We start from the raw sequence: 26,249 nt of genomic DNA, 5'->3' as shown, positions 1-26,249 counted from the left end.
GTCCAATCCTTTTTTCTAAAGCAAAACATGATATAATAAGTTTGTTTGAAGAAGAGTAAAACTCTTAAACTTAGAATAGGAGAAAACTATGCAAGCAGTTGAACATTTTATTACGCAATTTGTTCCTGAACATTATGATTTATTTTTAGACTTGAGTCGTGAGACCAAGACCTTTTCTGGGAAGGTGACCATTACTGGTCAAGCACAGAGTGACCGTATTTCCCTTCACCAAAAAGACTTGGAAATCACTTCTGTAGAAGTTGCGGGTCAAGCTCGTCCATTTACAGTTGACCATGACAATGAAGCCCTTCATATCGAATTGGCTGAGGCTGGTCAAGTTGAATTGGTCATTGCTTTTTCAGGAAAAATTACAGACAACATGACAGGGATTTACCCTTCTTACTACACAGTTGATGGTATCAAGAAGGAAGTCTTGTCTACTCAGTTTGAAAGCCATTTTGCGCGTGAAGCCTTCCCATGTGTGGACGAGCCTGAAGCCAAGGCTACTTTTGACCTCGCTCTTCGTTTTGATCAAGCAGAAGGTGAAGTGGCCTTGTCAAACATGCCAGAAATTGATGTGGAAAACCGTAAGGAAACAGGCATCTGGAAGTTTGAAACAACACCTCGCATGTCTTCTTACTTGTTGGCCTTTGTAGCAGGTGATTTGCAAGGTGTGACCGCTAAAACTAAAAATGGTACCCTCGTAGGTGTCTACTCAACCAAAGCCCACCCACTATCTAACCTTGATTTCTCATTAGACATCGCTGTTCGCTCAATCGAGTTTTACGAAGATTACTACGGAGTTAAGTATCCAATCCCTCAATCACTTCACATCGCCCTTCCTGACTTCTCAGCTGGTGCCATGGAAAACTGGGGTCTTGTGACCTACCGTGAAGTTTACTTGGTTGTGGATGAGAACTCAACCTTTGCTAGCCGTCAACAAGTAGCTCTTGTGGTGGCGCATGAGTTGGCTCACCAATGGTTTGGAAACCTCGTGACTATGAAATGGTGGGATGACCTCTGGCTCAATGAAAGCTTCGCTAACATGATGGAATACGTCTGTGTGGATGCCATCGAGCCAAGTTGGAATATCTTTGAAGACTTCCAAACAGGTGGTGTTCCAGCGGCGCTTAAACGTGACGCGACGGATGGCGTGCAGTCTGTTCACGTCGAAGTCAAACACCCAGATGAAATCAATACCCTCTTTGATGGCGCTATCGTCTATGCCAAAGGAAGCCGTCTCATGCACATGCTTCGTCGTTGGCTAGGTGATGCGGATTTCGCTAAAGGATTGCATGCCTACTTTGAAAAACACCAGTACAGCAATACCATCGGTCGTGACCTTTGGAATGCCCTTGGTCAAGCATCAGGACGTGATGTTGCAGCCTTCATGGATTCTTGGTTGGAACAGCCTGGTTATCCAGTTCTCACTGTCAAAGTTGAAAATGATGTCTTGAAGATTTCACAAAAACAATTCTTCATCGGTGAACACGAAGACAAGAACCGTCTCTGGGTGGTGCCACTCAACAGCAACTGGAAAGGCCTACCAGATACTCTTGAAACTGAAAGCATCGAAATCCCTGGCTATGCCGCTCTTCTTGCTGAAAATAAAACAGCTCTTCGTCTTAACACCGAAAATACTGCCCACTACATCACAGACTATCAAGGAGACTTGTTAGAAGCTGTTCTTGCTGAGCTAGAGTCACTTGATAACACAAGTAAACTGCAAATCGTTCAAGAACGTCGTCTGCTTGCTGAAGCAGGGCACATTTCTTATGCAGACTTGCTCCCAGTCCTTGATAAACTTGCTAAGGAAGAGTCTTACCTTGTGGTTTCAGCTATTTCTCAAGTGATTGCTGCCCTTGAACGCTTTATCGATGAAGGTACAGAAGCTGAGAAAGCCTTTAATAGTCTGGTTGCTAAATTGGCTCGTCATAACTATGACCGTCTTGGTTTTGAAGCTAAAGAAGGGGAATCAGATGAGGATGAATTGGTTCGTCAGTTGGCCGTTTCTATGATGATTCGCTCAAATGATGCAGAAGCTAGTCAAGTCGCTAGCCAAATCTTTGTAGCTCACAAGGAAAATCTTGTAGGACTTCCAGCAGCCATCCGTGCTCAAGTTCTCATCAATGAAATGAAACACCATGAGACCAAGGACTTGGTCGCAACTTATCTTGACCTCTACACTCATGCCACAGATGCTGTCTTCAAACGTCAGTTGGCAGGAGCTCTTGCATACAGTACAGATGCTGACAATATCCAAACCTTGATTAGCTCATGGAAAGATAAATTTGTGGTGAAACCACAAGACTTGTCTGCTTGGTATTACCAGTTCCTAGATCATCAAACAACTCAAGAAACTGTTTGGGTATGGGCGCGTGAAAACTGGGCTTGGATCAAGGCAGCACTCGGTGGGGATATGAGCTTTGATAGCTTTGTTATCCTTCCTGCTCATGTATTTAAGACAGAGCAACGCTTGGCAGAGTACAAGGAATTCTTTGAGCCACAACTCTCTGACCTTGCGCTTAGTCGTAACATCCGTATGGGAATTAAGGAAATCGCAGCGCGTGTCGACTTGATTAAGCGAGAGAAAGCAGCAGTAGAAGCTGTTGTAGCCCAATATGCTAAAGCTTAATTCGTTCAAAATGTAAACAAAAACTCAACTTTCTATCTGAAAACAAGAGAGAGTTGAGTTTTTTTTAAGGCAATTTTGGTATAATAATCATAACAAGGAGGAGTTTTTGATGATAAAAATCTTATTAGTAGAAGATGACCTGGGCCTGTCAAACTCAGTATTTGACTTTTTAGATGATTTTGCAGATGTCATGCAGGTTTTTGATGGAGAAGAAGGTCTCTACGAAGCTGAAAGTGGCGTTTATGACTTGATTTTGCTTGACCTGATGTTGCCTGAAAAAAATGGTTTTCAAGTCTTGAAAGAGTTGCGAGAAAAAGGGATCTCAACACCAGTCCTTATCATGACTGCTAAGGAAAGTTTGGATGACAAGGGACATGGTTTTGAGTTGGGAGCGGATGACTACCTCACCAAGCCTTTCTACCTAGAAGAACTCAAAATGCGGATTCAAGCCCTTCTCAAACGTTCAGGCAAGTTTAACGAAAACACCTTGACCTATGGGGATATTGTCGTCAACCTTTCAACGAATGAAGTGAAAGTGGAAGATACTCCTGTGGAACTGCTCGGAAAAGAGTTTGAGTTATTGGTTTACTTCCTTCAAAATCAAAATGTTATTCTTCCCAAGACACAAATTTTTGACCGTCTATGGGGATTTGATAGCGATACGACTATTTCCGTTGTAGAAGTATATGTCTCAAAAGTTCGTAAGAAATTGAAGGGGACAGCCTTTGCTGAAAACCTTCAAACCTTGCGTAGTGTCGGGTATATTTTAAAAGATGTTCAATAAACTAAAAAAAACATGGTATGCGGATGATTTCAGTTATTTTATTCGAAACTTTGGAGTGTTCACCCTGATCTTCTCTGCTATGACCTTGATTATCCTTCAGGTCATGCACTCGAGTCTCTACACTTCTGTAGATGAAAAACTCCAAGCCCTTAGTAGTAGTCCCCAAGCGGTTATCCAGTTAGCCCTGAATAGGGCAACTGAAGAGGTCAAGGACATCCAACCCGCAACCGCGGATGCCAGCAAGGCTGAAATCAAACCCAATGTCAGTTCCAATACGGAAGTCTTGCTCTTTGACAAGGATTTTAACCAACTCTTACTGGGCAATCGTTTTTTAGGCTTGGATAAGATCAAACTGGACAAGAAAGAGTTGAATCACATTCGGCAAATCCAAGTTGTCAATAGCTACGGTCAGGAAGAAACCTACCGGATGATCTTGATGGAAACCAATTCTTCCTCCGTATCAAGCAATGTCAAATATGCGGCAGTCTTGATCAATACCAGCCAGCTTGAGCAAATCAGCCAAAACCACGAGCATTTAATTGTTGTAGTGATGGCTAGTTTCTGGCTTCTGTCTTTAATTGCCAGTGTTTACCTAGCACGTGTCAGTGTCAAACCCTTGCTGGAAAGCATGCAAAAGCAGAAGTCCTTTGTTGAAAATGCGAGTCACGAACTGAGAACACCTTTGGCCGTTTTACAAAATCGTTTAGAGAATCTCTTTCGAAAACCAGAGGCAACGATTATGGAATCCAGCGAAAGCATCGCTTCGAGTCTTGAAGAAGTTCGCAACATGCGCTTCCTTACAACTAATCTTCTCAACCTTGCACGTCGAGATGATGGAATCAAGCCAGAAATAGCAGAAGTATCACCACAGTTCTTTAAGACGACCTTTGCTAACTATGAGTTGATTGCTTCTGAAAATGATCGAGTTTTTGACTATGAAAATCGGATTTATCGTCCCTTCATGACCGATCAGTTGCTCCTAAAACAGCTCATGACCATCTTATTTGATAATGCTATCAAGTATACCGAAGAAGATGGGAAAATTGAGTTTGTGGTTTATGCTACAGATCGCCACCTCTATCTAACAGTAACAGATAATGGTATTGGAATCTCAGCTCCTGACAAGAAGAAAATTTTTGACCGCTTTTACCGTGTAGACAAGGCGAGAACCCGTCAGAAGGGTGGCTTTGGTCTAGGACTATCTTTGGCTAAGCAGATCGTAGATGCCTTACGAGGAACGATTAGCGTCAAAGATAACAAACCTAGAGGAACAATTTTTGAAGTTAAGATCGCTATTCAATCTCCTCCAAAACGTAAGAATAAATAAAAAAGACAGTTTTATAACTGTCTTTTTCGATAACTAGAAAAAAGGCTGGTAGTAGTACCAACCTTTATTTTAAAATTTTTTGTTTAATAATCTTTCTTTGGAGTTGTAAAAGTGCGAAGCTTGTCCCCATAGCAGCGATAAATGATAAAGCTGTATTCAATTTTAAGGCTAAAAAGATAAAGCTAAAAAGCACCATAAAAATACAAAAACAAGCAATATTTACAAAAAATAAAATCTCTTTTAGGTTAGAGCCGATAGGGGCTTCTGGTGTATAATCTTGATAAAGCGGAGTTTGTTTTGATTCGGGGGCTTGTTCAAACTCATAAGCTTCTAGTTTTCTTGCGGGCATGATTCTCTCCTTAACAGTACCTAACTATTTTATCATTTTTTATGCAGAGAATTGTTACAGAATGGTTACAAAAGTGCTAAAGTCTCTTATCAACTTCAAAGTCGCTCTTCTTGACACTTACTAGGGAAAGTGATAGCATGGATGTTACACTTGAAACAGATGGCCTAACCTTCTCTATTATAAATATACTGAGTAAGGAAGGGATAACTTATATAAATTGATAGCAAGCAAGTGCTTTTCCTAAGATAATTTGTTGAGTTGCTACCGTGATTCTTTGTAAAAGAGGTAGGAGTTGTTTTGAATGGATGATAAGACAGAGATGCTGTCTATTGGACTGGGTGGCCTTTTGCTACCTCTGGGAAACGTTAAAGGAGATAAGCATGTATCTTGCTATCAAAGAAATATTACGAAACAAACTTCGATATAGTTTGATTCTCACTACCATTTTTCTTATCGCTTTCATGGTCTTTTTTATGACCAGTTTGGCTCTTGGTCTTGTACGTAACAACCGAGCCGCTATTGATAACTGGCAAGCGACGGGTGTGGTTTTATCTGACTACGCAAATGATAATTTGACAGCATCTTTTATTCCTGAAAAGGACTACAAGGAGAAGAGTTCTGAAGATGCGGCTCCCCTGGGCTATATGTTCGCTGTGACCAATCTAGTCGATGGTAGTGAAAAGGTCAATGTTTCCATTTTTGCTCAAGACTGGGATTCTTTTATCTCTCCTAGTTTGACGGAGGGTCGTTACCCTGACGGGGATGATGAGGTTGTCGTAGATCAGTCTTTTGAGAACTATGGGATGAAGCTAGGTGATGCCATTCAGCTCAATGGAAGCGAGGCAAGCTACAAGATTGTAGGCCTGACTCAAGGAAATAAGTTTTTCACAGAGCCTGTTGTCTTTACGAGTCTGACAACTTATTGGACCTTACAAGGAACCTTGAAAGCCAATCGTTCCATCTCTGCTTTGGTATTGAAAAATGATATAGAAGTGGCTGGCGATGGACTGAAACAGATTTCTATTCCAAAAATGATATCGAAAATTCCTGGTTACACACCTCAGGTTAATGTATTTTCAGGGATGATTCTCGCTATGATTGTCATCTCAGGCTTGATTGTAGGTATTTTTGTTTATATCATTACCATCCAAAAACTAGGACTTTATGGAATAATGCGGGCTCAGGGTATACAGATCAAAACCATTATTTGGTCTCTTTTCTGTCAAATCTTCCTCCTAGCTGGTATGGGGATTGCTTTAGCCTTACTGGCAATCGGAGGAGTGATTTTAGTCTTACCAGCTACCTTCTTTTTCTATCCAAGTTGGATAGCCTACTCTGTCCTAAGTTTGGTAATTTCCTTGATGGCCCTTCTAGGTGGTGTCATTTCACTTCCACGCTTGCTAAAGGTGGACCCGATTACTGCGATTGCAGAATGATAAGGAGAATAGTATGACAACATTGATAGAAATGAATCAAGTGACAAAAACTTACGGGGAAGGAAAGATGAAAGTCGTAGCCCTGCATGAGACGAATTTTCAGCTAAATGCGGGAGAGTTCGTAGCTATCGTTGGGCCCTCTGGCTCTGGAAAGACGACCTTTCTAACAACTCTAGGACAACTACAGGAAGCATCGAGTGGAAAGATTCTAGTCAAAGGGAAGGAAACAGGCAGTTTGACGGAGAAGGAAAAAACAGACCTCCGTTTTAGAGAGTTTGGCTTCATTCTTCAGGCTTCAAACTTAATTCCATTTCTAACGGTCAAGGAACAGCTGGATTTGATTGACAGACTAGATAAGGGAAAAAATAGTAAAAGTGACCGAAAAGAGCTGTTTGACTTGTTGGATTTGGAAAAAGTACAAGATCAGTATCCCAATGCTCTATCGGGTGGCGAACGTCAGCGTGCCGCGATTGCTAGAGCGCTCTATAACAATCCGAGCATCGTTCTTGCAGATGAGCCGACAGCTAGTCTGGATACCCAGCGTGCCTACCAAGTAACGGAGATGCTGGCTGCCATTGCCCATGAACAAGGAAGAGGAGTTGTTATGATTACGCATGATACCCGTCTTCTTGATAAGGTTGACCGTATTTATGTCATGAATGATGGCCATCTAGTTGAAGAAACACATGCATAAAATAGAGTGAATGGTACAAGTTACTGTTCACTTTTTGATTGAAAGCTTTAAAAATGGCTTTGACTTTTTATAAAACTCCTAGTATTCATAGCTGATTTTTGAGAAATGTGGTATAATTTTTCTTATGGAAAAGATTATCATTACAGCAACTGCTGAAAGTATTGAACAAGTTGAACAGTTACTCGAAGCTGGCGTAGATCGTATCTATGTTGGTGAGAAAGATTTTGGCCTTCGTCTGCCAACAACCTTTAGTTATGAAGACTTACGCACCATCGCTAATATTGTTCATGAGGCTGGTAAAGAGTTGATTGTCGCGGTTAATGCCCTCATGCACCAAGATATGATGGATCGTATCAAGCCTTTCCTAGACTTCTTGGAAGAAATCAAGACAGACTATATTACTGTTGGGGACGCAGGTGTCTTTTACGTGGTCAACCGTGATGGCTACTCCTTTAAAACCATCTACGATGCTTCAACTATGGTGACAAGTAGCCGTCAGATTAACTTCTGGGGTCAAAAGGCTGGCGCATCTGAGGCTGTCTTGGCCCGTGAAATTCCATCTGCTGAACTTTTCAAGATGCCCGAGATTTTGGAAATTCCTGCTGAAGTGTTGGTTTACGGAGCTAGTGTCATTCACCATTCTAAACGTCCGCTCTTACAAAACTACTATAACTTTACGCATATTGATGATGAAAAGACGCGTAAACGTGACCTCTTCTTGGCAGAGCCGAGTGACCCAGAAAGCCATTATTCCATCTTTGAAGACAATCATGGTACCCACATCTTTGCCAACAACGACCTTGATTTGATGACCAAATTGACAGAACTGGTCGAGCATGGTTTTACTCATTGGAAGCTAGAAGGTCTCTACACCCCAGGTCAAAATTTTGTAGAAATTGCTAAACTCTTTATTCAAGCGCGTGGCTTGATCCAAGAGGGGAATTTCAGCCATGACCAAGCCTTCTTGTTAGATGAGGAAGTGCGCAAGTTACACCCTAAAAACCGTTTCCTCGACACAGGATTCTATGATTACGATCCTGATATGGTTAAATAGGACACCAAAACCCGAAATAAAAATGTTCGGGTTTTTCAAGTGTATTCATGAAATAAAAACGGATACATGTTATAATAAAAGTAGCTCTTTATTGGAGGTATTTAAGTGGAGAATCTGAAAAAGATGGCAGGTATCAAGGCTGCTGAGTTTGTCAAGGATGGTATGGTAGTCGGACTTGGAACTGGCTCTACTGCCTATTATTTCGTAGAGGAAGTAGGTCGTCGTATAAAGGAAGAAGGTTTGCAAATTACTGCTGTAACGACTTCTAGTGTGACCAGTAAACAGGCTGAAGGTCTTAACATCCCGCTCAAGTCGATTGATCAAGTAGACTTTGTTGATGTGACAGTTGACGGGGCGGATGAAGTAGATAGCCAGTTTAATGGGATCAAAGGTGGTGGGGGTGCCCTTCTCATGGAGAAGGTTGTAGCGACACCATCGAAAGAATATATTTGGGTGGTGGATGAAAGCAAACTGGTAGAAAAACTAGGTGCTTTTAAATTGCCTGTAGAAGTGGTTCAGTATGGTGCAGAACAGGTCTTTCGTCGGTTTGAACGAGTTGGCTACAAACCAAGTTTCCGTGAAAAAGACGGTCAACGTTTTGTGACCGATATGCAGAACTTTATCATTGACCTAGCCTTGGATGTCATTGAAGATCCAATTGCCTTCGGACAAGAATTGGACCATGTCGTCGGTGTCGTAGAGCATGGCTTGTTCAACCAAATGGTGGATAAGGTCATCGTAGCGGGACGAGATGGTGTTCAGATTTTAACTTCAAGAAAAGCAAGATAACTAAAATAATAAGGAGACAGACTATGTCAAAATTTAATCGGATTCACTTGGTGGTACTGGATTCTGTGGGAATCGGTGCTGCACCAGATGCCAATAACTTTGTCAATGCAGGGGTTCCAGATGGAGCTTCTGACACACTGGGACACATTTCAAAAACAGTTGGTTTGAATGTGCCAAACATGGCTAAAATTGGTTTAGGAAATATTCCTCGCGAAACGCCTCTAAAGACTGTACCAGCTGAAAGCAATCCAACAGGATATGCAACAAAATTGGAAGAAGTATCTCTTGGTAAGGATACCATGACTGGGCACTGGGAAATCATGGGACTCAACATTACCGAGCCTTTCGATACTTTTTGGAACGGATTCCCAGAAGAAATCCTGACAAAAATCGAAGAATTTTCAGGGCGCAAGGTCATTCGTGAAGCCAACAAACCTTACTCAGGAACTGCTGTTATCGATGATTTTGGACCACGTCAGATGGAAACTGGAGAGTTGATTATCTATACTTCAGCTGACCCTGTTTTACAAATTGCTGCCCACGAAGACATCATTCCTTTGGATGAATTGTACCGTATCTGTGAATACGCTCGTTCGATTACCCTTGAGCGCCCTGCCCTTCTAGGTCGTATCATTGCCCGTCCTTATGTGGGTGAGCCAGGCAACTTCACTCGTACAGCCAACCGTCGTGACTTGGCCGTTTCTCCATTTGCCCCAACTGTTTTGGATAAATTGAATGAGGCTGGCATCGATACGTACGCTGTTGGTAAAATCAACGATATCTTTAACGGCGCTGGTATCAACCATGACATGGGCCACAACAAGTCAAACAGCCATGGAATTGATACACTATTGAAGACCATGGGACTTGCTGAGTTTGAAAAAGGATTCTCCTTCACAAACTTGGTGGACTTTGATGCCCTTTATGGACACCGCCGCAATGCTCATGGTTACCGTGATTGCTTGCATGAGTTTGATGAACGCTTGCCTGAAATTATCGCAGCTATGAGAGAGGATGACCTTCTCTTGATTACTGCTGACCATGGAAATGACCCAACCTATGCAGGAACAGACCACACTCGTGAATACATTCCACTTTTGGCCTACAGCCCTGCCTTTAAAGGAAATGGTGTCATTCCAGTTGGGCATTTTGCAGATATCTCAGCAACAGTTGCGGATAACTTTGGTGTTGAAACTGCCATGATTGGGGAAAGTTTCTTAGATAAATTGGTATAAGATGACACGCTATGCTTTACTGGTTAGGGGCATAAATGTCGGTGGGAAGAATAAGGTTGTTATGGCGCAACTTCGTCAAGAATTGACAGAGTTGGGACTGGAAAAAGTTGATACCTACATCAACAGTGGCAATATTTTCTTTACTTCGACAGATGCCAAAGCCCAATTGGTGGAAAAGTTAGAGGCTTTCTTTGAAGTCCATTATCCATTTATTCAGAGCTTTTCTTTACTGAGTCTTGAGGACTTTGAAGCAGAACTTGAAAATCTGCCTGAATGGTGGACCAAAGATTTGGCTCGAAAAGATGTCCTCTTTTATACAGAAGGCTTGGATGTGGATCAAGTCATTGAGAAAGTTGAAAGTTTGGAACTGAAAGATGAAGTGGTTCATTTTGGAAGACTTGGGATTTTCTGGGGGAAATTCTCTGAAAAATCCTACTATGCAACTGCCTATCACAAGTACTTGCTCAAGATGCCTTTCTATCGCAACATCACCATTCGCAACGCAAAAACCTTTGACAAAATCGGTCAAATGCTAAAAAATAATAAAGGAGACACATAATGACATTTTTAGATAAGATCAAGGAAACAGCTGCTTTCCTGAAAGACAAGGGAATACTAGCGCCTGAGTTCGGTCTAATCCTTGGATCAGGACTTGGAGAATTGGCAGAGGAAATCGAAAGTCCAGTTGTAGTAGACTATGCAGACATTCCAAACTGGGGCCGCTCAACAGTAGTCGGACACGCTGGGAAATTGGTATATGGTGAACTTTCAGGCCGTAAGGTCTTGGCTCTTCAAGGTCGTTTTCATTTCTACGAAGGCAATCCTCTTGAGGTCGTGACTTTCCCAGTTCGTGTGATGAAAGTCCTCGGTTGTGAAGGTGTCATTGTAACCAATGCGGCTGGTGGTATTGGATATGGTCCTGGTACCTTGATGGCTATCTCAGACCATATCAACATGACGGGGCAAAACCCATTGATGGGTGAAAACTTGGATGACTTTGGTCCACGTTTCCCAGATATGTCTAAAGCCTACACACCAGAATACCGTGCAACTGCCCATGAAGTGGCTAAAAAACTTGGTATCAAGCTTGATGAAGGTGTCTATATCGGTGTAACCGGTCCGACTTATGAAACACCTGCAGAGATTCGAGCCTATAAGACATTGGGAGCAGATGCAGTTGGTATGTCCACTGTTCCTGAAGTTATTGTGGCCGCTCACTCAGGCTTGAAAGTTCTCGGTATTTCATGTATTACTAACCATGCTGCAGGTTTCCAAGAAGAACTCAACCACGAAGAAGTTGTGGAAGTGACTGAACGTGTCAAAGACGACTTTAAAGGCTTGCTTAAAGCTATTATTGCTGAATTGTAATGTCATGAGAGTTCACTTTATTTTACATGAGACATTTGAGGTTCCAGGCGCATATCTAAAATGGGCTATAGAACGAGGTCATCAAATTACATCAACAAAGGTTTATGAAAAAGAATCTCTTCCTGAAACAATTGACGGAATTGATTTTCTGATTGTCATGGGTGGTCCTCAATCACCTGATGAGGATAGAGAAAACTTCCCATACTATGACCCTAAGGCTGAGCTTGCTTTTATGAAAGAAGCGATTGCTGCAGATATTTATATTGTTGGTGTCTGTCTTGGTGCGCAGCTCCTATCTGTTGCCTATGGTGCGAAGTATGAACATAGTCCAGAGCGCGAGATCGGCGTTTATCCTGTGACATTGACGATGCAAGGTCTAACAGATCCTCATGTCAGCTTGTTCGGAAAAACTTTAGAAACCGGCCACTGGCATGGTGATATGCCAGGGCTGACAGAGGATGCTGTTGTTCTTGCGACGAGTCAAGGTTGTCCACGTCAGATTATTCGCTTCAGTCCGAAACATTATGCCTTTCAGGCTCATTTGGAATTTGATCCAGACGCAATAGAATTATTGATTGCTGCGGATGGTGAGGAGAAATTAAGAGAGCAAAGTGAAAAGTTGCCTTTTGTTCAAACGCCAGAAGAATTACGTGGAAACAATTATTCTGAAATGAATGCAAAACTGTACGCATTTTTAGATTCATTGGTAAACTAGGAATTACAGAAAGGCAGAGTATCTGAGTTATAGTCAAACTCGGGCTAACTGTTCTGCGAAATATTTAAATTTAAAATCAAGAAAGGATGGGTAAACCGTATTTACTGAACTGAATACGGGCGGAGAACTGTGTAAAAAAGATAAACTGTCTAGCATCTGCGATGCTTCGTCAGTTTCCCATTTTTACTTTGTTCTCTGTCGCTATCCTAAATATAAAAAAAGAAAGGTAGAGTAAGGTGTTCTGATTTGAACACGAGCGGAAAACTCGGAAAATAGATAATCTGACTGAGAAATCAGGATTTCTCGTCAGATTCCTAATTTTCAGTCGTTTTCTTGTCGCTCTTTGTATCATAAATTATGTCTATCCATATTGCTGCTCAGCAGGGTGAAATTGCTGATAAAATTCTTCTTCCTGGGGATCCTCTTCGTGCGAAATTTATTGCGGAGAATTTCCTTGAAGATGCTGTTTGTTTTAATGAAGTGCGTAACATGTTTGGTTACACTGGTACTTACAAGGGTCACCGTGTATCTGTTATGGGAACTGGGATGGGAATGCCATCTATTTCGATTTATGCGCGTGAGTTGATTGTGGACTACGGTGTGAAGAAATTAATCCGAGTGGGAACTGCTGGTTCTTTGAATGATGATGTCCATGTCCGTGAATTGGTTTTGGCGCAAGCAGCTGCAACCAACTCAAACATCATCCGCAACGACTGGCCACAGTATGATTTTCCACAAATCGCTAGTTTTGATTTGCTAGACAAGGCCTACCATATCGCCAAAGAACTTGGTATGACCACCCACGTTGGGAACGTCTTGTCATCTGATGTCTTTTACTCAAACTACTTTGAAAAGAACATCGAGCTTGGTAAATGGGGGGTTAAGGCTGTGGAAATGGAAGCAGCAGCTCTTTACTACTTGGCTGCCCAACACCACGTTGATGCACTTGCTATCATGACCATTTCTGATAGTTTGGTCAATCCAGATGAAGACACCACTGCAGAAGAACGTCAAAACACCTTCACTGATATGATGAAGGTTGGTTTGGAAACCTTGATTGCAGAGTAAAATGTAAAAGAAAATCCTGATTTCAATTAAAATCAGGATTTTTTCATAGATGCGATTTTTTCTGGGTCTGGTGTAACGCGGAGGGTCTTTTGTCCTGTGTAGGTTACAAAGCCAGGTTTGCCACCAGTTGGTTTATTGAGTTTTTTAACTTCAATCATATCCACTTGTACGAGATTTGACAAGCGCCCTTTGGAGAAATAGGCAGCCAGTTCCGCCGCATCTGTCTTGACTTCGTCAGAAGGATTGAGATTTCCTGAGATGACGACATGACTTCCAGGAATGTCCTTGGCATGGAACCAAAGTTCCTCCTTGCGGGCCATTTTAAAGGTCAATTCCTCATTTTGCAGGTTGTTTCGTCCGACATAGATAATGGTTTTGCCATCGCTCGCCAGATACTGTTCTGGTTTTTTGCGTTTCTGGATTTTTTCACGTTGGCGTCTTCTAATGAAGCCTGTTTGGATCAATTCTTCACGGATTTCAGCAATTTCCTCCAGTCCAGCTTGGTTGAGAACCGTTTCGACGCTTTCTAGATAAAGAATGGTTGCCTTGGTTTCTTCGATCAGCTCAGTCAAGTATTTGACAGCTTCTTTGAGTTTCTGGTAACGTTTAAAATAGCGTTGAGCATTCTGGCTGGGTGTTAGGGCCTTATCAAGCGCAATGGTGATAGGTTGATTGGTGTAGTAGTTGTCCAAGGTAACCTGATCTTGGTCATTAGGCACTTGGTGGAGGAAGGTTGTCAATAATTCCCCTTTTTGGCGAAATTCCTCAGCATTGTCTGTTGCCAGTAACTCTTTTTCTTGTTTTTTAAGCTTATGTCGATTTTTCTGAAGTTCATTTTCAACACGTCGAATCAGTTCACTGGCTTGCTGTTTGACGCGGTCCCGTTCAGCCTTGTCCTTATAGTAGGTGTCCAGCAAATCAGAAAGACTGGTAAAAGGCTCTCCCACCTGATTTACAAAAGGAACTGGACTGAAAGAAGTCTCTGTCAGGAAAGGCTTGGTTTCTTGACAGAAAAAGTTACGGAAAGTGGACAGTTTATCATGAACCAATAGACTTTCCAGTTCGTTTGCCGTATCACGACCTAAACCTTGAAAGAGGCTTTGAAGATTTTTTGCTGTTAGTTCTTGTGTCTGCAGGATTTCAAAGAGCTTTTCATCCTTGACAGTAAAAGGATTGAGAGACTCGGTGGTTGGTGGAGCGATATAGGTCGATCCTGGAAGTAAGGTGCGGTAGCTATTTTGCGAAAAGCCGACGTGTTTGATGACTTCGAGGATTTTATGGCTACTTTTATCGACGAGGAGAATATTGCTGTGTTTCCCCATGATTTCGATAATCAAGGTAGCCTGGATATGATCTCCAATTTCGTTTTTATTGGAAACCGTGATTTCCACAATACGGTCATTTTCGATTTGCTCAATTGACTCAATCAGAGCACCCTGCAAATACTTTCTCAAAACCATGATAAAAGTCGAAGGTTGGGCTGGATTTTCAAAAGTCGTTTGGGTCAGCTGGATGCGTCCAAAAACGGGATGAGCAGAAAGGAGCAGGCGATGGCTTTGGCGATTGCTGCGGATTTGCAAGATCAACTCTTGTTCAAAAGGTTGATTGATTTTCTGGATGCGACCATTGACTAACTCGCTTCTCAATTCCTCAACCATGTGATGTAAAAAAAATCCGTCAAATGACATCGTTCTCTCCTTGTGATTGTATTCCATAGTATTATATCAAAAAGGTAGAATAAAATCATGGAAATGTGGTATAATAAAGCCAAGTAAAGAGAATCGAGAAGTACATGTATATTGAAATGGTAGATGAAACTGGTCAAGTTTCACAAGAAATCTTGCACCAAACCCAAGAAATTTTGGAATTTGCAGCCCAAAAAATAGGAAAAGAAGACAAGGAGATGGCAGTCACTTTTGTGACCAATGAGCGTAGCCACGAACTCAACCTCGAGTACCGTGATACGGATCGTCCGACAGATGTCATCAGCCTTGAGTATAAGCCAGAGTTGGACATTGCCTTTGACGAAGAGGATTTGCTTGAAAATCCTGAATTGGCAGAGATGATGTCTGAGTTTGATGCTTATATTGGGGAACTGTTCATCTCTATCGATAAAGCGCATGAGCAGGCTGAGGAATACGGTCACAGCTTTGAGCGTGAAATGGGCTTCTTGGCAGTACACGGCTTTTTACACATTAACGGCTACGATCACTACACTCCGGAAGAAGAAGCGGAGATGTTCGGTTTACAAGAAGAAATTTTGACAGCCTATGGACTCACAAGACAATAAACGAAAATGGAAAAATCGTGACCTGGTATCTAGTTTAGAATTTGCTCTTACAGGAATTCTGACTGCTTTCAAGGAAGAACGCAATATGCGAAAACATGCAGTGACGGCTCTAGTAGTTATCTTTGCAGGTTTTGTTTTTCAGGTGTCACGCATTGAATGGCTCTTTCTCCTGATGAGCATTTTCTTGGTAGTAGCCTTTGAGATTATGAACTCTGCTATTGAAAATGTGGTGGATCTAGCCAGTCACTATCACTTTTCTATGTTGGCAAAGAAAGCCAAGGACATGGCAGCAGGTGCCGTGCTTGTGGTCTCTCTTTTTGCTGCAGTGACAGGTGCATTTATCTTTCTCCCACGCATTTGGGATATACTATTTTAAACAATAAGAGGAAATTATGACATTTAAATCAGGCTTTGTAGCCATTTTAGGGCGTCCCAATGTTGGGAAGTCAACATTTTTAAATCACGTCATGGGGCAAAAGATTGCCATTATGAGTGACAAGGCGCAAACAACGCGCAATAAAATCATGGGGATTTACACCACGGATAAGGAACAAATCGTCTTTATCGATACACCGGGGATTCACAAGCCTAAGACGGCTCTTGGAGATTTCATGGTGGAATCTGCCTACAGCACCCTTCGTGAAGTAGATACTGTTCTATTCATGGTGCCAGCTGATGAGCCTCGTGGTAAGGGTGACGACATGATTATTGAGCGTCTGAAAGCTGCCAAGGTTCCTGTGATTCTGGTGGTGAACAAGATTGACAAGGTCCATCCAGACCAGCTTTTGTCTCAGATTGATGACTTACGTAACCAGATGGACTTTAAGGAAATTGTTCCTATCTCAGCCCTTCAGGGAAATAACGTTTCTCGTCTAATCGATATTTTGAGTGAAAATCTAGAGGAAGGTTTCCAGTATTTCCCATCTGATCAAATCACAGACCACCCTGAGCGTTTCTTGGTTTCAGAAATGATCCGTGAGAAGGTTCTTCATTTGACACGTGAAGAGATTCCACACTCAGTTGCCGTAGTGGTTGACTCTATGAAACGGGATGAAGAGACAGACAAGGTTCACATCCGTGCAACCATCATGGTGGAGCGAGATAGCCAAAAAGGCATTATCATCGGAAAAGGTGGTGCAATGCTCAAGAAAATTGGTAGCCTGGCCCGTCGTGATATCGAACTGATGCTAGGAGATAAGGTATTCCTAGAAACATGGGTCAAGGTCAAGAAAAACTGGCGTGATAAAAAGCTAGATTTGGCTGATTTTGGCTATAATGAGAAAGAATACTAAGTAGAGGTGGGCTCATGCCTGCTTCTTGTTTTTACAGAAGGAGGAACGATGCCTGAATTACCTGAGGTTGAAACGGTTCGTCGTGGCTTAGAAAAATTGATTTTGGGAAAGAAGATTTCTAGCCTAGAGATTCGTTATCCCAAGATGATTAAGACGGATTTGGAAGAGTTTCAAAAGGAATTGCCTGGTCAGATTATCGAGTCAATGGGACGCCGTGGGAAATATCTACTTTTTAACCTGACAGATAAGGTCTTGATTTCCCATCTGCGGATGGAGGGCAAGTATTTTTACTGTCCAGATCAGGTTCCTGAACGCAAGCATGCCCATGTTTTCATTCGGTTTGAAGATGGAGGTACGCTTGTTTATGAGGATGTGCGCAAGTTTGGTACTATGGAACTGCTGGCGCCCGACATTTTGGAAGCCTACTTTGTTTCTAAAAAACTAGGCCCTGAACCAAGAGAGCAGGACTTTGATTTGCAGGATTTTCAAGTCGCTCTAGCCAAGTCTAAAAAGCCTATCAAATCCCATCTCCTAGACCAGACCCTGGTAGCTGGCCTTGGCAATATCTATGTGGATGAGGTCCTCTGGCGAGCACAGGTCCATCCAGCTCGATCTTCTCAGAGTTTAACAGCAGAAGAAGCGTCAGCTATTCATGACCAGACCATTGCTGTTTTGGGACAGGCTGTTGAAAAAGGTGGTTCGACTATTCGAACCTATACCAATGCCTTTGGGGAAGACGGAACTATGCAGGATTTTCATCAGGTCTATGACAAGGCTGGCCAAGAATGTGCAAGCTGTGGGACAGTGATTGAGAAAATCCAGCTCGGTGGACGAGGAACTCATTTTTGTCCTCAGTGTCAAAGGAGGGACTGATGGGAAAAATCATCGGAATCACAGGAGGAATTGCCTCAGGTAAGTCAACTGTGACAAATTTCCTAAGAGAGCAAGGCTTTCAAGTAGTGGATGCTGACGCAGTCGTCCACCAGCTACAAAAACCTGGTGGTCGTCTTTATCAGCTCTTAGTTCAGCACTTTGGGCAGAAAATCATCCTTGAAAATGGAGAACTCAATCGCCCTCTCCTAGCTAGTCTCATCTTCTCAAATCCTGAGGAGCGGGAATGGTCTAAACAAACCCAAGGAGAGATTATTCGTGAGGAATTGGCTGCTTTAAGAGACCAGTTGGTTCAGACAGAAGCGATGTTTTTCATGGATATTCCCCTGCTATTTGAACAGGACTACAGTGCTTGGTTTGATGAAACGTGGCTGGTTTATGTGGACCGTGATATCCAATTAGAACGTTTCATGAAACGGGATCATCTTTCTAAGGAAGTAGCGGAGTCGCGTCTGGCAGCCCAGTGGTCTTTAGAAGAAAAGAAAAAACTAGCGAGCTATATATTGGATAATAATGGCAGCCGTGATCAGCTTGTGAGTCAAGTAGTGAGGTTACTTGAAGGAGGCGATAGCTGTGCAAGAGATTAGTTGGAAAGAGAATCTTCGTGTCGCCTGGTTCGGTAGTTTTCTAACGGGAGCCAGTATTTCCTTGGTCGTCCCTTTTATGCCTATCTTTGTAGAGCAGTTGGGAATTGAAGGGGACCAAGTTGCTTTTTATGCTGGATTAGCCATCTCAGTTTCGGCAGTTTCAGCAGCTTTGATTTCTCCTATCTGGGGTATTCTTGCTGACAAGTACGGTCGAAAACCCATGATGATTCGAGCCGGGCTTGCTATGACCATCACCATGGGAGGTTTGGCCTTCGTACCGAATATCTATTGGCTACTCTTTCTGCGCTTGCTTAATGGTGTATTTACAGGTTTTGTCCCCAATGCAACGGCCTTGATTGCTAGTCAAGTACCTAAAGATAAGTCAGGAGCGGCTCTGGGGACTCTATCAACAGGTGTTGTTGCAGGAACACTGACGGGTCCTTTTGTTGGAGGCTTTATTGCTGAAATTTTTGGTATTCGCAATGTCTTTTTATTGGTGGGTGCTTTCCTATTTTTAGCTGCAATCCTAACCATTTTCTTCATCAAGGAAGATTTTCAACCAGTAGCTAAGGAGAAAGCAATACCAACAAAGGAATTGCTCGGTTCAATCAAGCACTCTCATCTTTTGATTAGTTTATTTTTAACTACCTTTGTCATACAATTTTCGGCTCAATCCATTGGACCCATTCTGGCTCTCTATGTTCGGGACTTAGGGCAGACTGAAAATCTCCTCTTTGTATCTGGTTTGATCGTATCCAGCATGGGATTTTCTAGCATGATGAGTGCTGGAGTGATGGGAAAACTAGGAGATAAGGTAGGAAATCATAGACTTTTAGTTGCAGCGCAGATTTATTCAGTCATCATTTACCTTCTTTGTGCCCATGCAACCAGCCCCATTCAACTTGGCTTGTATCGTTTTCTCTTTGGTTTGGGAACGGGTGCTCTGATACCGGGGGTCAATGCTCTTCTCAGCAAAATGACTCCAAAATCAGGTATTTCAAGAATTTTTGCCTTTAACCAAGTCTTTTTCTACCTTGGGGGTGTTGTTGGTCCCATGACTGGTTCAGCAGTAGCAGGGCAATTCGGCTACCACTCTGTTTTTTATGCGACAGCAGCCTGTGTGGCTCTTAGTTGTTTATACAACTTAGTTCAATTTAGATCATTATTAAAAGTAAAGGAAATCTAGTGCGAGTAAAAATCAATCTCAAATGCTCTTCTTGTGGTAGCATGAATTATCTAACCAGTAAGAACTCCAAAACCCATCCAGACAAGATTGAAGTTTTAAAGTATTGTCCCAAGGAAAGAAAAGTAACCCTACATCTTGAATCTAAGTAGAATTTATGGTAAAATAATAGGGATTTTAAGGAGTTTGATATGTATAACCTATTATTAACCATTTTATTAGTATTATCTGTTGTGATTGTGATTGCGATTTTCATGCAACCAACTAAGAACCAATCCAGCAATGTATTTGATGCCAGCTCAGGTGATTTGTTTGAACGTAGTAAAGCGCGTGGTTTTGAAGCTGTGATGCAACGTTTGACAGGTATTTTAGTCTTTTTCTGGCTAGCCATTGCCTTAGCATTGACGGTATTATCAAGTAGATAAGAAATGGGCGAGACTAGGTCTTAGCCTATTTTTATTTTTAATGACACTTCTAAAGTTATCAGTCAAAAAAATTATAAAAATCTAGAAAGAAAACATGAAAGATAAAATTAAAGAATATTTGCAAGAGAAGGGGCGAGTGACGGTAAATGACCTAGCTCAGGCTCTCGGAAAGGATGGGTCCAAGGATTTCCGTGAGTTGATTAAAACCCTGTCTCTGATGGAAAGAAAGCACCAGATTCGTTTTGAAGATGATGGTAGCCTTGCCTTGGACCAGAAGAAGAAACATGAAATCACCCTCAAAGGGATTTTTCATGCCCATAAAAATGGCTTTGGTTTTGTCAGTCTAGAAGGGGAAGAGGACGATCTTTTTGTAGGAAAAAACGACGTCAACTATGCCATTGATGGTGATACCGTTGAGGTGGTCATCAAGAAAGTTGCTGATAGAAATAAAGGAACAGCTGCAGAAGCCAAAATTATTGATATCCTAGAGCATAGTCTGACAACCGTTGTCGGTCAAATCGTTCTGGATCAGGAAAAGCCCAAGTATGCTGGTTATATCCGTTCGAAAAACCAGAAAATCAGCCAACCAATCTATGTGAAGAAACCAGCTATCAAGTTGGAAGGGACAGAGGTTCTTAAGGTCTTTATCGACAAATACCCAAGTAAGAAACATGATTTCTTTGTCGCTAGTGTGCTGGACGTGGTGGGACACTCGACTGATGCTGGGATTGACGTTCTTGAAGTCTTGGAATCCATGGATATTGTCTCAGAATTTCCAGAAGCTGTTCTCAAGGAGGCAGAAAGTGTGCCAGATGCTCCATCAGAGAAGGATATGGAAGGCCGTCTGGACCTGAGAGATGAAATCACCTTTACCATTGATGGTGCGGATGCCAAGGACTTAGACGATGCAGTACACATTAAGCCTTTGAAAAATGGCAATCTAGAGCTCGGAGTTCACATCGCGGATGTTTCCTACTATGTAACCGAGGGCTCTGCCCTTGACAAGGAAGCTCTTAACCGCGCGACTTCTGTCTACGTGACAGACCGTGTGGTGCCAATGCTTCCAGAGCGTTTGTCAAATGGCATCTGCTCGCTCAATCCTCAAGTAGATCGCTTGACCCAGTCTGCTATTATGGAAATTGATAAACATGGTCGTGTGGTTAATTACACCATTACCCAAACAGTTATCAAGACTAGTTTCCGTATGACCTATAGCTCTGTTAATGACATCCTGGCTGGCGATGAGGAAAAGAGACAGGAATTCAAGAAAATTGTTCCTAGTATCGAGCTCATGGCCAAGCTTCATGAAACTCTAGAAAATATGCGAGAGAAACGTGGTGCTCTTAATTTTGATACCAGTGAAGCTAAGATTTTAGTGGATAAAAAAGGCAAGCCTGTGGATATCGTCCTTCGTCAGCGTGGTGTTGCCGAGCGGATGATCGAGTCCTTCATGTTGATTGCCAATGAAACGGTTGCCGAGCACTTTAGCAAGCTGGATCTACCTTTTATCTATCGGATTCACGAGGAGCCCAAGGCTGAAAAAGTTCAGAAGTTTATTGATTATGCTTCGAGCTTTGGTTTGCGAATTTATGGAACTGCCAGTGAGATTAGCCAGGAGGCCCTCCAAGACATCATGCGTACTGTTGAGGGAGAACCCTATGCGGATGTATTGTCAATGATGCTTCTGCGTTCTATGCAACAAGCTCGCTATTCGGAGCATAATCACGGTCACTATGGACTAGCAGCTGACTATTACACTCACTTTACCAGTCCGATTCGCCGTTATCCTGACCTCCTTGTTCACCATATGATTCGCGACTATGGGCGTTCTATGGAAATAGCCGAGCATTTTGAACAAGTGATTCCAGAGATTGCAACCCAGTCTTCCAACCGTGAACGTCGTGCCATCGAGGCAGAGCGTGAAGTCGAAGCCATGAAAAAAGCTGAGTACATGGAAGAATACGTGGGAGAAGAGTACGATGCAGTTGTATCCAGCATTGTCAAGTTCGGTCTCTTTGTTGAATTACCAAATACAGTCGAAGGCTTGATTCACATTACCAATTTGCCTGAGTTTTATCATTTTAACGAGCGTGATTTGACTCTTCGTGGGGAAAAATCAGGCACAACCTTCCGTGTAGGACAGCAGATTCGCATTCGAGTTGAAAGAGCGGATAAGATGACTGGAGAGATTGATTTCTCCTTCATTCCAAGCGAATTTGATGTCATTGAAAAAGGCTTGAAACAAGCTGGTCGCAAAGAAAGAGGTCGTGGTTCAAGTCGTCGTTCGGATAAGAAGGAAGACAAGAGAAAATCAGGGCGTTCAAATGATAAGCATAAGCATTCACAAAAAGATAAAAAGAAAAAAGGCAAGAAACCTTTTTACAAAGAAGTAGCAAAGAAAGGAGTCAAGCATGGCAAAGGGCGAGGGAAAGGTCGTCGCACAAAATAAAAAGGCGCACCACGACTATACAATCGTAGATACGCTAGAGGCAGGAATGGTCCTGACTGGAACTGAAATCAAGAGCGTTCGAGCTGCTCGAATCAATCTCAAGGACGGCTTTGCCCAAGTAAAAAATGGGGAAGTCTGGCTGAGCAATGTTCATATCGCCCCTTACGAAGAGGGGAATATCTGGAATCAGGAACCAGAACGACGTCGTAAACTCCTGCTCCATAAGAAGCAAATTCAAAAATTGGAACAAGAGACCAAAGGGACAGGGATGACTCTTGTTCCCCTCAAAGTCTATCTCAAAGATGGTTATGCTAAACTCCTTTTAGGACTTGCTAAAGGGAAACATGACTATGACAAACGGGAGTCGATCAAGCGACGTGAACAAAACCGCGACATCGCGCGTGTGATGAAAGCTGTGAACCAGCGATAAGAAGAGGAATAATAATGGAAAAACTAATTGCCTATAAACGGATGCCCTTATGGAATAAACAGACCATGCCAGAAATTGTCCAGCAGAAACACAATACCAAGGTCGGGACTTGGGGAAAAATCACTGTCTTGAAGGGGACACTCAAGTTTATTGAGTTGACTGAAGATGGTGAGGTTCTAGCTGAGCACCTCTTTGAGGCAGGAGCAGACAATCCCATGGCGCAACCGCAAGTCTGGCACCGAGTAGAGGCTGCAACAGATGATGTAGAGTGGTACCTGGAGTTTTATTGTAGGCCCGAGGATTACTTTTCTAAGAAGTACCAGACCAATCCAGTCCATTCAGAGGTCCTAGAGGCTGTGCAGACGGTGAAACCAGGAAGAGCCTTGGATTTGGGTTGTGGTCAAGGCCGTAATTCTCTCTTTCTCGCACAGAATGGTTTTGATGTGACAGCTGTGGATCAAAATGAATTGTCCCTTGAAATCTTGCAAAGCATCGTAGAGCAAGAGGATCTAGACATGCCTGTCGGACTATACGATATTAATTCAGCCAGCATTGGGCAAGCCTATGATTTCATCGTATCGACAGTTGTTCTGATGTTCCTACAAGCGGACCGCATTCCAGCTATTATCCAAAATATGCAGGAGCACACCACAGTCGGTGGTTACAATCTTATCGTCTGTGCCATGGATACGGAGGATTATCCTTGCTCAGTCAACTTCCCATTCACCTTTAAAGAAGGGGAGTTGGCGGACTACTACAAGGATTGGGAATTGGTCAAGTATAATGAAAATCCAGGACATCTGCACCGTCGTGATGAAAATGGCAATCGCATTCAACTACGCTTTGCGACTATGTTAGCCAAAAAAATCAAGTAAATCAAACCTATCCAAGCGAATAGAAACCACTTTGCAAGATTTCTATTCGATTTGTTTGCGTTGGTTGATTGGGGCGAACAGAATTTTATGCTATACTAGAAGTAGGAAATCTGAGCAGTAGAGCTGTATTGCTGTCACTCTCAGCGCAAGCAGTTGTAGATGATGGAGGTGATCCAATGGCGAGTCTTTTGGTGGAATTGTATGATCGGCATGTATTGGAAAAGAATGTCTACCAAGCCTTTGTCAGTGACTGTGACGAGATTCTCTTTCTATCTTTGACGAAAATAAGTAATAACGATAAACTTTCACTGCGCCATTTTATCTTGGATGAGGTTCCCCATATCCAACGAGTGACCTTTCGTCAACTATCCTTAGAACAGATGTCTGATCAGTTAGATTATTGTCTAGCAGGCTATGACCAAGTTGTCCTTGATGTATTTGGCGGAGATTCACTACTAGCCTTATCCCTCTATCAATACGGCTTGGATCGCCACCTTCCCATCGTTGCCATGGATGTCGAGCGGGGCAAACAATACAAGTGGACAGCTAGTCAGTTGGAAAAAGAAGACTTGGACATTCCAACCCTAAGCATCCAACAGTTGATAGCCTTGCGTGGTGGAAAAATGCTCAAATCCAAACGCCCTATCCACTCAGCTCAGCAAATTGCTGCCATCAAAAAATTAGCCAGCTCAGCTATTGCCAATCCCGCACGCTGGTATCAAGTAACCCAATTTTTTTCTCTAGCTAAGACCAATGACCTTCATGCTGAGACCGAAAAAATACTGGATAACAACGGCAAGTATTATCACTATCCAGAATCCCTGATCCCCTTACTAGTAGAAGCGGGGATGCTTCGTATTGAAAGCGAGGACAAGGAGTGTGTAAGCTACAGCTTTCCAAGTCAAGAAGCTCAAGTCTTTTGTCGCAACAAAGGGCATATTTTAGAGGTGTATCTCTATCTCTTGGCGCTCGAATCTCAGCTGTTTGATGAGTGCATGATAGGTGCTGAGATTGATTGGAATGGCATCTTTCCAGAGGCAGACAATGTTCAAAACGAGATTGATGTCATTCTGAGAAAGGGACGCTCGATTACCTTTATCTCTTGCAAGATGACAGATTTATCAGTTGAAGCCATCAATGAGCTAGAAGTCTATGCCAATCATTTCGCTGGAGAGAGTTGCCTCAAGTTGATTGTCTGTACGGGGAAAATCAATCCGGTTTATGCCAATCGCTGTCAGGAATACGGCGTGCTGGTCATTAGAAGTGAGCAGATTTCCAATCTCATTCCCATGCTAAAAAAATACTCTAAGAGATTTAAAAGGTAAAAAAACAATATGAAAGGCTGGAATTCCAGTCTTTTTTATTTTTTTTTCGAATAAATGAGAAAAGGAGGTAGACCATGTTTGTAGCCAGAGATGTCAAGGGAAAATTGGTGAATGCCCTCGAAAAAGATGTGACCAAGCAAGCTTATACTTGTCCAAGCTGTGGTGGTGGACTACGATTACGACAAGGACAGAGTATTCGAACGCATTTTGCCCATGAAAGGTTAAGAGATTGTATCGCTATTTTTGAAAATGAAAGTCCAGAACACTTGGGCAACAAAGAGGCCCTTTATCACTGGGCCAAGAAGGACAATCAAGTCTCCTTAGAGTATAGTCTACCCGAGATTCAGCAGATAGCGGATGTTCTCGTCAATGAGAAACTAGCTCTGGAGGTTCAGTGCAGTCCCTTGTCTCAAAAGCTTTTAGGCGGTAGAAGCCAAGGATACCGCAGTCAGGGCTACCAAGTTATCTGGCTACTGGGAGAAAAACTCTGGTTAAAAGAGCGACTTACACAACTGCAAAGGGGATTTCTCTATTTTAGTCAAAATATGGGTTTCTATGTTTGGGAACTGGATCTCAAAAAGCAAGTTCTGAGACTAAAATACCTTTTACATCAGGACCTACGTGGCAAGCTTCATTTTCAGGTCAAGGAATTTCCCTTTGGCCAAGGAAATCTCTTGGAAATTCTAAGATTTCCTTATCAGAAACAAAAACTGCCTCGTTTTGAAGTTGTACAAGATTCCACTATCTGTCACTACATTCGCCAGCAGTTGTACTACCAAACACCTTACTGGATGAAGAAACAGGAGGAAGCCTATCATCAAGGAGACAATCTATTAAACCGTCAACTAGGCGACTGGTATCCCCAGGTCAGACCGATAGCATCAGGTGATTTTTTACAGATTGAAACGGATTTGACTAGCTATTATAGAAATTTTCAGACTTACTATCAAAAAAATCCGAAAAATAATCGCCAAAAGCTCTATCCACCAGCCTTTTATCACTTATATTTCTCAAAAAATGTGGTAAAATAGAAAGGATGGAGGAATCT

27 protein-coding genes are annotated in these 26,249 nt (G+C 42.4%); 25 read left to right on the top strand and 2 right to left on the bottom strand.

All coding sequences use genetic code 11. The annotated features are described in order from the left end of the window. The first annotated feature begins 88 nt into the window (after positions 1-88). From GOM48_RS06130 to GOM48_RS06120, 3 genes are all read left to right on the top strand, one after another. Positions 89-2,635: a M1 family metallopeptidase gene (locus GOM48_RS06130; RefSeq protein WP_235096450.1), complete on the top strand. Its 2,547-nt coding sequence runs from the start codon at positions 89-91 to the stop codon at positions 2,633-2,635. A gap of 109 nt (positions 2,636-2,744) precedes the next feature. Next, positions 2,745-3,419, top strand: a complete 675-nt coding sequence (gene ciaR, locus GOM48_RS06125) for a two-component system response regulator CiaR (protein ID WP_061416663.1) — start codon at positions 2,745-2,747, stop codon at positions 3,417-3,419. Beyond that, positions 3,409-4,746, top strand: a complete 1,338-nt coding sequence (locus GOM48_RS06120; RefSeq protein ID WP_235096449.1) for a sensor histidine kinase — start codon at positions 3,409-3,411, stop codon at positions 4,744-4,746. Before ciaR ends, GOM48_RS06120 begins: the two co-directional genes overlap by 11 nt. A gap of 64 nt (positions 4,747-4,810) precedes the next feature. Here the strand turns inward: GOM48_RS06120 and GOM48_RS06115 are convergent, their stop codons facing one another. Then, positions 4,811-5,095 (bottom strand): DUF3270 domain-containing protein, encoded by a 285-nt coding sequence (locus GOM48_RS06115; RefSeq protein ID WP_235096448.1) that lies wholly within the window; start codon positions 5,093-5,095, stop codon positions 4,811-4,813. A 380-nt stretch (positions 5,096-5,475) separates the two neighbouring features. Here GOM48_RS06115 and GOM48_RS06110 point away from each other — a divergent pair, with 380 nt between their 5' ends. From GOM48_RS06110 to deoD, 9 genes are all read left to right on the top strand, one after another. Continuing rightward, positions 5,476-6,531: an ABC transporter permease gene (locus GOM48_RS06110; RefSeq protein WP_235096447.1), complete on the top strand. Its 1,056-nt coding sequence runs from the start codon at positions 5,476-5,478 to the stop codon at positions 6,529-6,531. 13 nt (positions 6,532-6,544) lie between these two features. Then, a complete protein-coding gene (locus tag GOM48_RS06105; RefSeq protein ID WP_235096446.1) occupies positions 6,545-7,225 on the top strand; it encodes an ABC transporter ATP-binding protein in 681 nt (226 codons plus the stop codon). Positions 7,226-7,349: 124 nt separating this feature from the next. Continuing rightward, complete coding sequence (locus GOM48_RS06100; RefSeq protein WP_235096445.1) at positions 7,350-8,279, top strand: peptidase U32 family protein; 930 nt, start codon at positions 7,350-7,352, stop codon at positions 8,277-8,279. Positions 8,280-8,384: 105 nt separating this feature from the next. Then, positions 8,385-9,068: a ribose-5-phosphate isomerase RpiA gene (gene rpiA, locus GOM48_RS06095; RefSeq protein WP_235096444.1), complete on the top strand. Its 684-nt coding sequence runs from the start codon at positions 8,385-8,387 to the stop codon at positions 9,066-9,068. Positions 9,069-9,091: 23 nt separating this feature from the next. Further along, positions 9,092-10,303: a phosphopentomutase gene (locus GOM48_RS06090; RefSeq protein ID WP_235096443.1), complete on the top strand. Its 1,212-nt coding sequence runs from the start codon at positions 9,092-9,094 to the stop codon at positions 10,301-10,303. Position 10,304: 1 nt separating this feature from the next. Beyond that, on the top strand, positions 10,305-10,862 hold the full coding sequence (locus tag GOM48_RS06085; protein WP_235096442.1) for a DUF1697 domain-containing protein: 558 nt from the start codon (positions 10,305-10,307) through the stop codon (positions 10,860-10,862). Then, positions 10,862-11,671 carry a purine-nucleoside phosphorylase gene (locus tag GOM48_RS06080; RefSeq protein ID WP_235096441.1) on the top strand — a complete coding sequence of 270 codons (810 nt, stop codon included), beginning with the start codon at positions 10,862-10,864 and terminating at the stop codon, positions 11,669-11,671. Before GOM48_RS06085 ends, GOM48_RS06080 begins: the two co-directional genes overlap by 1 nt. 4 nt (positions 11,672-11,675) lie before the next feature. Next, positions 11,676-12,386 carry a type 1 glutamine amidotransferase gene (locus GOM48_RS06075; RefSeq protein ID WP_235096440.1) on the top strand — a complete coding sequence of 237 codons (711 nt, stop codon included), beginning with the start codon at positions 11,676-11,678 and terminating at the stop codon, positions 12,384-12,386. 357 nt (positions 12,387-12,743) lie between these two features. Beyond that, entirely contained in the window at positions 12,744-13,454 is a 711-nt protein-coding gene (deoD, locus tag GOM48_RS06070) for a purine-nucleoside phosphorylase (RefSeq protein ID WP_235096439.1), read from the top strand. A 32-nt stretch (positions 13,455-13,486) separates the two neighbouring features. Here deoD and pavA read toward each other — a convergent pair whose 3' ends face one another. Beyond that, positions 13,487-15,142: an Rqc2 family fibronectin-binding protein PavA gene (gene pavA, locus GOM48_RS06065; RefSeq protein WP_235096438.1), complete on the bottom strand. Its 1,656-nt coding sequence runs from the start codon at positions 15,140-15,142 to the stop codon at positions 13,487-13,489. A 104-nt stretch (positions 15,143-15,246) separates the two neighbouring features. Between pavA and ybeY the strand changes: the two genes are divergently transcribed. The 13 genes from ybeY to GOM48_RS06000 all read left to right on the top strand — a co-directional run bounded on the left by ybeY (position 15,247) and on the right by GOM48_RS06000 (position 26,232). Further along, complete coding sequence (gene ybeY / locus GOM48_RS06060) at positions 15,247-15,744, top strand: rRNA maturation RNase YbeY (RefSeq protein ID WP_000275165.1); 498 nt, start codon at positions 15,247-15,249, stop codon at positions 15,742-15,744. Continuing rightward, positions 15,725-16,120: a diacylglycerol kinase family protein gene (locus tag GOM48_RS06055; RefSeq protein WP_235096437.1), complete on the top strand. Its 396-nt coding sequence runs from the start codon at positions 15,725-15,727 to the stop codon at positions 16,118-16,120. The genes ybeY and GOM48_RS06055 overlap by 20 nt, the downstream gene beginning before the upstream one ends. Positions 16,121-16,136: 16 nt before the next feature. Continuing rightward, the gene (gene era, locus GOM48_RS06050; RefSeq protein WP_235096436.1) at positions 16,137-17,036 is read left to right on the top strand and encodes a GTPase Era; all 900 of its coding nucleotides are present in this window, start codon (positions 16,137-16,139) and stop codon (positions 17,034-17,036) included. A gap of 48 nt (positions 17,037-17,084) precedes the next feature. Then, complete coding sequence (gene mutM, locus GOM48_RS06045) at positions 17,085-17,909, top strand: DNA-formamidopyrimidine glycosylase (RefSeq protein ID WP_235096435.1); 825 nt, start codon at positions 17,085-17,087, stop codon at positions 17,907-17,909. Beyond that, a complete protein-coding gene (gene coaE, locus GOM48_RS06040) occupies positions 17,909-18,514 on the top strand; it encodes a dephospho-CoA kinase (RefSeq protein ID WP_235096434.1) in 606 nt (201 codons plus the stop codon). Before mutM ends, coaE begins: the two co-directional genes overlap by 1 nt. After that, the gene (locus GOM48_RS06035; RefSeq protein ID WP_235096433.1) at positions 18,501-19,700 is read left to right on the top strand and encodes a multidrug efflux MFS transporter; all 1,200 of its coding nucleotides are present in this window, start codon (positions 18,501-18,503) and stop codon (positions 19,698-19,700) included. Before coaE ends, GOM48_RS06035 begins: the two co-directional genes overlap by 14 nt. Further along, entirely contained in the window at positions 19,700-19,849 is a 150-nt protein-coding gene (gene rpmG / locus GOM48_RS06030) for a 50S ribosomal protein L33 (protein WP_007519517.1), read from the top strand. The genes GOM48_RS06035 and rpmG overlap by 1 nt, the downstream gene beginning before the upstream one ends. Positions 19,850-19,888: 39 nt before the next feature. Continuing rightward, on the top strand, positions 19,889-20,122 hold the full coding sequence (secG, locus tag GOM48_RS06025; protein WP_000282517.1) for a preprotein translocase subunit SecG: 234 nt from the start codon (positions 19,889-19,891) through the stop codon (positions 20,120-20,122). Between the two features lie 94 nt (positions 20,123-20,216). Next, on the top strand, positions 20,217-22,571 hold the full coding sequence (gene rnr / locus GOM48_RS06020) for a ribonuclease R (protein WP_235096432.1): 2,355 nt from the start codon (positions 20,217-20,219) through the stop codon (positions 22,569-22,571). Beyond that, positions 22,534-23,001 carry an SsrA-binding protein SmpB gene (smpB, locus tag GOM48_RS06015; protein ID WP_001051743.1) on the top strand — a complete coding sequence of 156 codons (468 nt, stop codon included), beginning with the start codon at positions 22,534-22,536 and terminating at the stop codon, positions 22,999-23,001. Before rnr ends, smpB begins: the two co-directional genes overlap by 38 nt. Before the next feature lie 14 nt (positions 23,002-23,015). After that, positions 23,016-23,876, top strand: coding sequence for an SAM-dependent methyltransferase TehB (tehB, locus tag GOM48_RS06010; protein WP_235096431.1), 861 nt, complete (start codon positions 23,016-23,018; stop codon positions 23,874-23,876). A 176-nt stretch (positions 23,877-24,052) separates the two neighbouring features. Beyond that, the gene (locus tag GOM48_RS06005; RefSeq protein WP_235098749.1) at positions 24,053-25,201 is read left to right on the top strand and encodes a Card1-like endonuclease domain-containing protein; all 1,149 of its coding nucleotides are present in this window, start codon (positions 24,053-24,055) and stop codon (positions 25,199-25,201) included. A 74-nt stretch (positions 25,202-25,275) separates the two neighbouring features. Continuing rightward, positions 25,276-26,232, top strand: a complete 957-nt coding sequence (locus tag GOM48_RS06000) for a competence protein CoiA (protein ID WP_084947818.1) — start codon at positions 25,276-25,278, stop codon at positions 26,230-26,232. Positions 26,233-26,249 lie beyond the last annotated feature (17 nt).

Source organism: Streptococcus oralis, assembly GCF_021497885.1.
GTDB lineage: Bacteria > Bacillota > Bacilli > Lactobacillales > Streptococcaceae > Streptococcus > Streptococcus oralis_BQ.
The sequence above is the reverse complement of the archived record's forward strand: the minus strand, read 5'-3'. Positions and strand labels throughout refer to the sequence as shown.